The 7,407-nt window shown below is 44.6% G+C and carries 5 protein-coding genes; 2 read left to right on the top strand and 3 right to left on the bottom strand.

Annotated features, from left to right (window positions below):
- Window positions 1-127 precede the first annotated feature (127 nt).
- Window positions 128-577 (top strand): MgtC/SapB family protein, encoded by a 450-nt coding sequence (locus IQ229_RS06425; RefSeq protein ID WP_194042279.1) that lies wholly within the window; start codon window positions 128-130, stop codon window positions 575-577.
- 24 nt (window positions 578-601) lie between these two features.
- Here the strand turns inward: IQ229_RS06425 and recF are convergent, their stop codons facing one another.
- A complete protein-coding gene (recF, locus tag IQ229_RS06430) occupies window positions 602-1,723 on the bottom strand; it encodes a DNA replication/repair protein RecF (RefSeq protein ID WP_194042281.1) in 1,122 nt (373 codons plus the stop codon).
- 139 nt (window positions 1,724-1,862) lie between these two features.
- Entirely contained in the window at window positions 1,863-4,721 is a 2,859-nt protein-coding gene (locus tag IQ229_RS06435) for a cation-translocating P-type ATPase (protein WP_194042283.1), read from the bottom strand.
- Between the two features lie 439 nt (window positions 4,722-5,160).
- On the opposite strand from IQ229_RS06435, the gene IQ229_RS06440 reads away from it, so the two are divergent.
- Entirely contained in the window at window positions 5,161-6,831 is a 1,671-nt protein-coding gene (locus IQ229_RS06440) for a transglutaminase-like domain-containing protein (RefSeq protein ID WP_194042285.1), read from the top strand.
- Between the two features lie 63 nt (window positions 6,832-6,894).
- Here IQ229_RS06440 and IQ229_RS06445 read toward each other — a convergent pair.
- The coding region (locus IQ229_RS06445) for a hypothetical protein (RefSeq protein WP_228013229.1) at window positions 6,895-7,407 on the bottom strand (513 nt) is incomplete at its 5' end.

Genomic DNA, 7,407 nt, shown 5'->3' on the forward strand with positions numbered 1-7,407 from the left:
GTAGTCTAGTGCACTACACGCATTAGATTAAACCCCATTAATAAAACATTAGAATAATTTCGTACTATTTTTATAAAAATATTATGATTTAACCTAGTATATAGAATACTCTATAGCAAACTAAGCTTTGTCAAACACTTACTACCTTGCAACTAATGATTGGCTGAACATAAGCTTCCGGCTATGCATTGCATTGTTTATTGGAGCAATAATCGGCTTAGACCGCGAAATTAGGAACAAACCAGCCGGTTTAAGAACTCACATGCTGGTGAGTTTCGGTTCAGCCATATTTATTTTGATAATTATGCAAACAGGAGAACTGCAAGATAGTCCTGATGCACTGAGCCGCGTGATTCAGGGAATAGCAACTGGTGTAGGATTTCTCGGTGCTGGAGAAATTGTGCGCCAATCTTCCCAAGAATCACAGCGACTTGAAATTCATGGACTCACATCAGCAGCAGCTATTTGGGTATCGGCTGCATTGGGAATTGCTGCTGGCTGTGGTTTATGGCAGTTAGGATTAATCAGTTCTGTGCTGACTATTGTAGTTCTCAACGTTTTTAAAAGGTTTGAATAAATCAAAATAATTTATAATTGATAATCACTGTCGGATTATTTCTCCTGCTTTCACAAAAAGAATTTGGGAGGACTTCAACCATTGCGAATCAAAAGAACCCAAGTGAGTGGTGGTAATTAGGGTTTGAAAGCGGTCTTGAATCGCATCAAGTAATTGATTTTGGCGGGATAAATCTAGTTCGGCAAGAACATCATCTAGTAATAGTAATGGTGGCTCTTTAACGACTTCTTCAATTAATTGTAATTCGGCTAATTTTAAAGCTAGAACTAGCGTTCGTTGTTGACCTTGAGAACCATATTGGCGAGCGGGTGTCTGGTTAATAGTTAATTCGATTTCGTCTCGATGCGGGCCGACAAGGGTTGTGCCTTGGTGCATTTCAGCAACGGCTCGCTGCTGAATTTTTGCTAAAAAAGCTTGCTGCACTTCTTCTGGCTGGTTATCCTCTAAAGGAATATTTGGCACGTACTTGATTTGTAGAACTTCTGTACTGCCGCTAATACTGCCGTGCCAAGTGGTAGCAATGGGAGCTAATCTTTGGATAGCGCGATCGCGTCGTCTAATTACCCTAGTTCCTGTAGTAGCTAACTGTGCATCCCACAGCGCTAGTTCTGATTGTAAAGATGTTGCATCCAACGTCTCTACATGGCGTTTTAAAAAGGCATTGCGCTGGCGTAACACATGGTTATACTGCTGCAAAATGTGAGCATAAACTGGTTCCAGTTGAATTAAGAGTGTATCTAACCAGTTGCGGCGACCTTCCGGGCCACCGCGTACTAGTTCTAAATCTAAGCTGGAAAATTGGACTGCATTGAGAACGCCGAGAAAGTCCATTTGACGGCGGATAGATTCGCCATTGAGAGCAACACTACGGCGACCATTGCGGCGCAGGGTTAAGGTCAGGTCACTAACACCTGTTTGTCGCTCAAGGGTGGCATCAATTTGGGCTATGGCTTCCCCTTCTTGAACCAAATCGCGATCGCGGGTCATGCGGTGCGATCGCAATGTCGCCAGTAACTCCACCGCCTCCAACAAATTCGATTTTCCCTGAGCATTATTACCTACCAAAATCGTTTTGGCAGCAGTAAACTCAACATTTTGGTCTTGGTAATTGCGAAATTGTCGGAGGTTTAGAGTTTTTAGGTACATAGTGAGGATTGGGCATGGGGCATTGGGGATTGGGCATGGGAGAGGAGGAGACAAAGAAAAAGCAGGGGAGCAGAGGGTTAGAGGAGAATAATTAATAACCAATGCCCCCATGCCCTATGCCCCATGCCCTATGCCCCATTTACACAGCCTTCTTGCCCATAATCCGCAAAAATATCTTCTCTGCTTCAATCCACACGAACATTAAGGCACTGAAGCCAATACAAACCCCCAATTCTTGCATATTCAGGTAGTGAGTACCAAAGAAATCTCGCAGGGGTGGGACGTAAACTAGCATTAGTTGCAAAATCGTGGTGACGACAACAGCCGCTAGTACAAAGATATTGGAGAAGGGATTCATTTCAATGGCCAATCGGTTGTTAGAGCGAATGGCGATCGCATGACCCATTTGGGCAATACACAAGGTTGTAAATACCATTGTTTTCCAAGCTTCGGGATTGCCCTGATACCCAGCAGCATGGGTATGTTGATAAGCCCACCACATTAAGGCAATGCTGATAATCGCAAATATTATCCCAATGCGAATCATGTAAGAACCTAATCCCCTGGCGAAAATACTTTCGCGGGGACTAAAAGGCGGACGCTGCATCACATCCGGTTCTGGAGGTTCCACAGCTAATGCCAAGGCTGGTAAACCATCTGTCACCAAGTTCATCCACAAAATTTGTAAGGGAGTAAGGGGAACGCCTCCCAAACCAATTAAGGGTGCGGCTGCAATTGTCAGAACTTCGCCAATGTTACTGCCCAGAATGTATTTAATAAAGCGGCGGATATTAGTATAAACAACTCTACCTTCCTTGGTGGCGCTGACAATGGTGGCGAAGTTGTCATCAAGTAATACCATATCGCTGGCTTCTTTACTTACATCAGTGCCAGTAATACCCATTGCAATACCGATGTCGGCTTGTTTGAGGGCTGGGGCATCGTTAACACCATCGCCTGTCATCGCCACAAATCGACCCCGGCGTTGCAGTGCTTGGACAATTCGCAGTTTGTGTTCTGGGGAAACTCTGGCATAGATGCTTACCAGATCAACGTTTTGCTCTAATTCTTGGTCAGTCATCCGTTGCAATTCTTGACCTGTGAGAACGCGGTCGCCTTCTTGGGCAATTCCCAAATCGGTAGCGATCGCTCGTGCTGTTAATTGGTGGTCGCCAGTAATCATCACTGGGCGAATTCCTGCTTCTCGGCATTCTTGCACCGCTGCCCTGACTTCTGGGCGTGGTGCATCTAGCATCCCCACCAATCCCAGCCATACTAAGCCTTGCTCAGAGGTTTCATCTGAACCTTCCGGTGGGATCTCCACCAAGGGTTTGTAGGCAAAACCTAGCACCCGGAGACCTTTACTCGCCATCAGGTCATTTTCTGCCAAAATTTTCTGGCGTTGTTCTTCGGTCAAGGGGCTTGTGTCATTACCCAAATGAATCTTAGTGCAACGTGCCAAGGTTAACTCTGGAGAACCTTTGGTAAACATTAAGTAAGGTTCCGATTGAAGAAAACCAGCGATCGCTGGGTCAACGCCTCTCGAAGATGCTTCACCTGTAGCGACTCCCTCCACCTGAGAAATCACGCTCATCCGCTTCCGTTCCGAGGAAAAGGGAAACTCCGCAACGCGAGGTAACTTACTGTTCCACTGGTCTTTTTCGATTCCGGCTTTTCCCGCCAGGGTAATTAATGCGCCCTCTGTCGGATCTCCCAAAATCGCCCATTCACCTTGTTCTTTTTGCAACACTGAATCATTGCAAACTGCACAGGCTACTGATAACGCGGAGATTTCTGGAGATTCCTCCAGGGAAATTTTTTGACCATTTAACTGAAAGTCTCCTGTGGGAGCATAACCTTCGCCAGTGACGCGAAAAGTTTTGTTATTGGTGGAAATCGATTGCACCACCATTTTATTTTGAGTCAGGGTGCCAGTTTTATCAGAACAGATGGTCGTTACAGAACCCAACGTTTCCACTGCTGGCAATTTGCGAATCAAAGCATTTTGGCGCACCATTCGCTGGGTTCCCAGTGCCAAGGTGACGGTAATTACAGCTGGTAAACCTTCTGGCACCACAGCAACCGCCATACTCAAGGAAACTTCCAAGAGTTCTTGGATGTTACTAAAGCCTCTTGCTTGGATCACACCGCCGACGACAACGATCGCCACCAGAATCAAAGAACCCGTAACTAGGACATTACCCAGTTGAGTCATTCGCTGTTGTAAAGGCGTAGGTTCACTTTCCACCGCCTGCAACATGGTGGCAATTTTGCCTAGTTCTGTTGTCATGCCGGTGTTAGTCACCAGAACCTTCGCCCGTCCTTGGACTACTTCAGTTCCTTGAAATACGACATTTAGGCGATCGCCTAATGATGTGTCCTCCGGCAATTTTAGTGATGCCTGTTTATTCACCGCTTCGGCTTCACCAGTTAGCGCCGACTCACGCACTTGTAAATTCGACTGCTCGATCAAGCGTCCATCTGCGGCTATCTGCATCCCAGCTTCCAGCAGCATTACATCCCCTGGCACTAAATCCTTGGCTGCTATCTCCACCAGTCTACCCTCGCGAATGACTCGCACTAAGGGAGAGGTCATTTTTTTCAGTGCTGCCAAGGCTTTTTCAGCACGGCTTTCTTGGACGTAGCCGAGTATGCCATTGAGAATGACAATTGCTAAGATAGCGATCGTATCTTTAAATGGCACTTCACCGGGCTTCAAGCTGCCCGATCGCAAAGCCACCAGGTCTAAAATCCCGGAAATCAGAGCCACGCCAATCAGCATCAGTAACATAATGTTCTTGAACTGATCTAGCAGAATTTCCCAAGCACTACGGCCAGCAGTTTCTTCAAGTTCGTTGGGGCCGTATTTTTGCAATCTCTGTTGAATTTCTTGGGGTGTTAAGCCACTGTCTGCATTACTATCAAGCAGGTCTAGCGCTTTATCAACTTCTAAACTATGCCAAACGGCGGCACCTTCAGGCAGAGAATTAGCAGACATCGTGTAGGTCACAGCAAATGGTTACAAAATTCGATCATAATTTAGTGATGGCAGGAATTCCATCTTCTAAAGTTACATTAAGGCGATCGCCTAGTTGTATGAGTGTATATGTAATTCTTAACATTTGTAAATTCCTCCTGTTTTGACATAGTATTATTTCTCACGAAAGAGTTTATCGGAACACATTGTACCGATAATTATTTAGTACCTCGCCGTAAACGTGGCGATCGAAAACCACTAATTGATGTACTTGGTAAGAGCAACGCCCATTGTGGGCAGTCTTTTAACTCAGCACTCTTCATCCACCCCGATCGGGGGAGCCATTGCTCGACTAGGATTTTCCATATCCAGCAATTGGTGTGACGGCGGTAAAACCGCTTGAGTCATGTTTCCTCCCCTACCTAAAGGTGAGGGTTTTTTACACTTACCACAAGGTTTTATGAGTTTTGCACTCCCCACTTTGACCGTTAGCCAGATGTTTGGGCAAAAAACAATTCGACCGCTTACTGCTGCTGCCCTGTGTGGCATTACTTTCATCAAAGATAGACTGATTGCTATTGACAGTATCAAAGGGCATCTACTAGAGATCGATCCCACCTCTGACAACAGCAAAATTCTCAATTCCCATCAAGTTGAAGAATTTACCGATGTCACTGGTTTAGCGGCGTGGGATGATACCCTGTGGGTGAGCCGAGAAAATAGTGTTTACTTGTGCAAGCTCGATGCTTTGGGTCTGGAACATTTTGTAACATTGCCTTATGCCGCTGATGGCGTTGCTGTTTGGGAAACAACAGTTTATGTCAGTTGCCAAAGGCTGGGCTACATTCTGGTTTTTGACCGCGAAACGCGAAAAGAGATTACCAGATTTTATGCCCCTGGAGTTGGCATAGAGAATTTGGCAGTCAACCAAGAAATGCTATGGATTTGCGATCGCATCGAACAATCAGTTTACGCGATGGACAGAGCCACAGGTGAGTTGCAATTCAGCGTCCTGACACCCTTTGAATGTCCCACAGGCATAGCAATCCATAAAAATGCCGAAACAGGTAAAGAAAGTATTTACGTCGCCTACGCCTCAGAAGAAGCTTATATCCGGGATAACCCCAATGCCGATCCGAGTCATGAGCTAACATTCCGCGATCGCACTTTTATTCATCCTTTGTATTATCATTACCAACCAGATAAGCGTTACGCCCTCTCTAATGGCTATCTGATTGAAATGTCTTATGCTGAGGAGATTGCACCTCTAGACGAAGTTTATTTACCCGATGTGGAATGGCGCATCGCCCTACCATCGGAAACTGAGCGTCAAAAGGTGAAACACGTTGAACCCATTGGTATACCGTTCACCGAAGAAGTGATAGAGGGGCAACGTGTAGCAGTCTTTAAATTTGATTCTCTTGCCCCAGGCGAACGGCATATCTTTGGCTGGAAAGCACTTTTGGAAGTTCGAGGAATTAAATATCGCATCACACCCAGAGATGTGGAGAATATACCCGAACTGTCCCCAGAATTACAAACACGCTACCTAGTGGACGACGACGATTTAGCAATGGATACTACCATTGTTCGCCGTGCCGCCAGAGAAGCGATTGGTTCTGAAACCAATGTGCTACGGAAAATGCACAGCATCCGCAACTATGTTTATGATGAGTTATCCTACGGTATTAAACCTTACATTGATACACCAGATACGGTTTTAGAGCGGGGTGTTGGTTCTTGTGGCGAATATGTCGGCGTTTTACTTGCCCTATCTCGTTTAAATGGCATCCCCTGCCGTACTGTAGGCAGGTACAAATGTCCTCCCCATAGTGACTTTGTAGGAGTACCGCTACAACCCGACTTTAATCATGTTTGGCTAGAATTCTACGTCCCGAATTTTGGCTGGTTGCCAATGGAATCAAATCCTGACGATATAGGTGAAGGTGGGCCTTATCCGACGCGCTTTTTTATGGGCTTATGCTGGTATCACATTGAAATTGGTAAAGGTATCACCTTTGAAACGGTGACAAGTCAAGGTGAACGGCTAACCAAAGAAGATATTCCTATCGGTGATTTGGCGATAAATCATATCCGGTTCACAATTCTTAAAGAATTACCACCTTTTTAAATTAGGGCATTGGTAAAATAACCCAAAAAAAGTAGGGTGTGTTATGCCGTAGGCTAACGCACCTTAATACTTTCTGTTTAACTCGCTATTTTCATCTATTTCTAAACTCTTATTTCTATTCAAATATTCTTCAAATAATTCAAAAAATTTCTGTAGTGCCTCATGCTCATCTACAGAATAGAAAAGAATTATTTTAGACCATGACTGACCTGAGTTAATTCCATATTTATCTTCAATCCATGATTGAAAACCTTCAAATTCCCTTTCTGGCTCAGTTGGAGCTACACCAACTTCTCTTCGAGCCAGACTATATCCTCGCAAACGCATATCTAGTTCAGTGATTGGACTAGCTCCTAAATACATTCCTGGTCTTTTCTTTATAGCGCCTAGAATCTCCTTGTAAATATCAAACCGAGGAAACATCAAATCCTGACGAAGCCTTAAATTGTCTTTATTTTTTTGCATTTTTGAATTGGTTTTCTGCTTTATGAACTTTTCAAATAATTCAAAAAAACTATAAAAAGCATTTCTTTCACTACTAGAAAGAAACAGAATTATCTCAACCCAAGATTGAGT

Origin of the sequence: Nostoc cf. edaphicum LEGE 07299 (assembly GCF_015207245.1) — a bacterium.
In the GTDB taxonomy this organism is placed as follows: domain Bacteria; phylum Cyanobacteriota; class Cyanobacteriia; order Cyanobacteriales; family Nostocaceae; genus Nostoc; species Nostoc edaphicum_B.

What these genes read in the sequence shown, in the direction of transcription:
- recF (WP_194042281.1), bottom strand. Translation starts at nt 1,723, where the DNA reads ATGTACCTAAAAACTCTAAACCTCCGACAATTTCGCAATTACCAAGAC.
- IQ229_RS06435 (WP_194042283.1), bottom strand. Translation starts at nt 4,721, where the DNA reads ATGTCTGCTAATTCTCTGCCTGAAGGTGCCGCCGTTTGGCATAGTTTA.
- IQ229_RS06440 (WP_194042285.1), top strand. Translation starts at nt 5,161, where the DNA reads ATGAGTTTTGCACTCCCCACTTTGACCGTTAGCCAGATGTTTGGGCAA.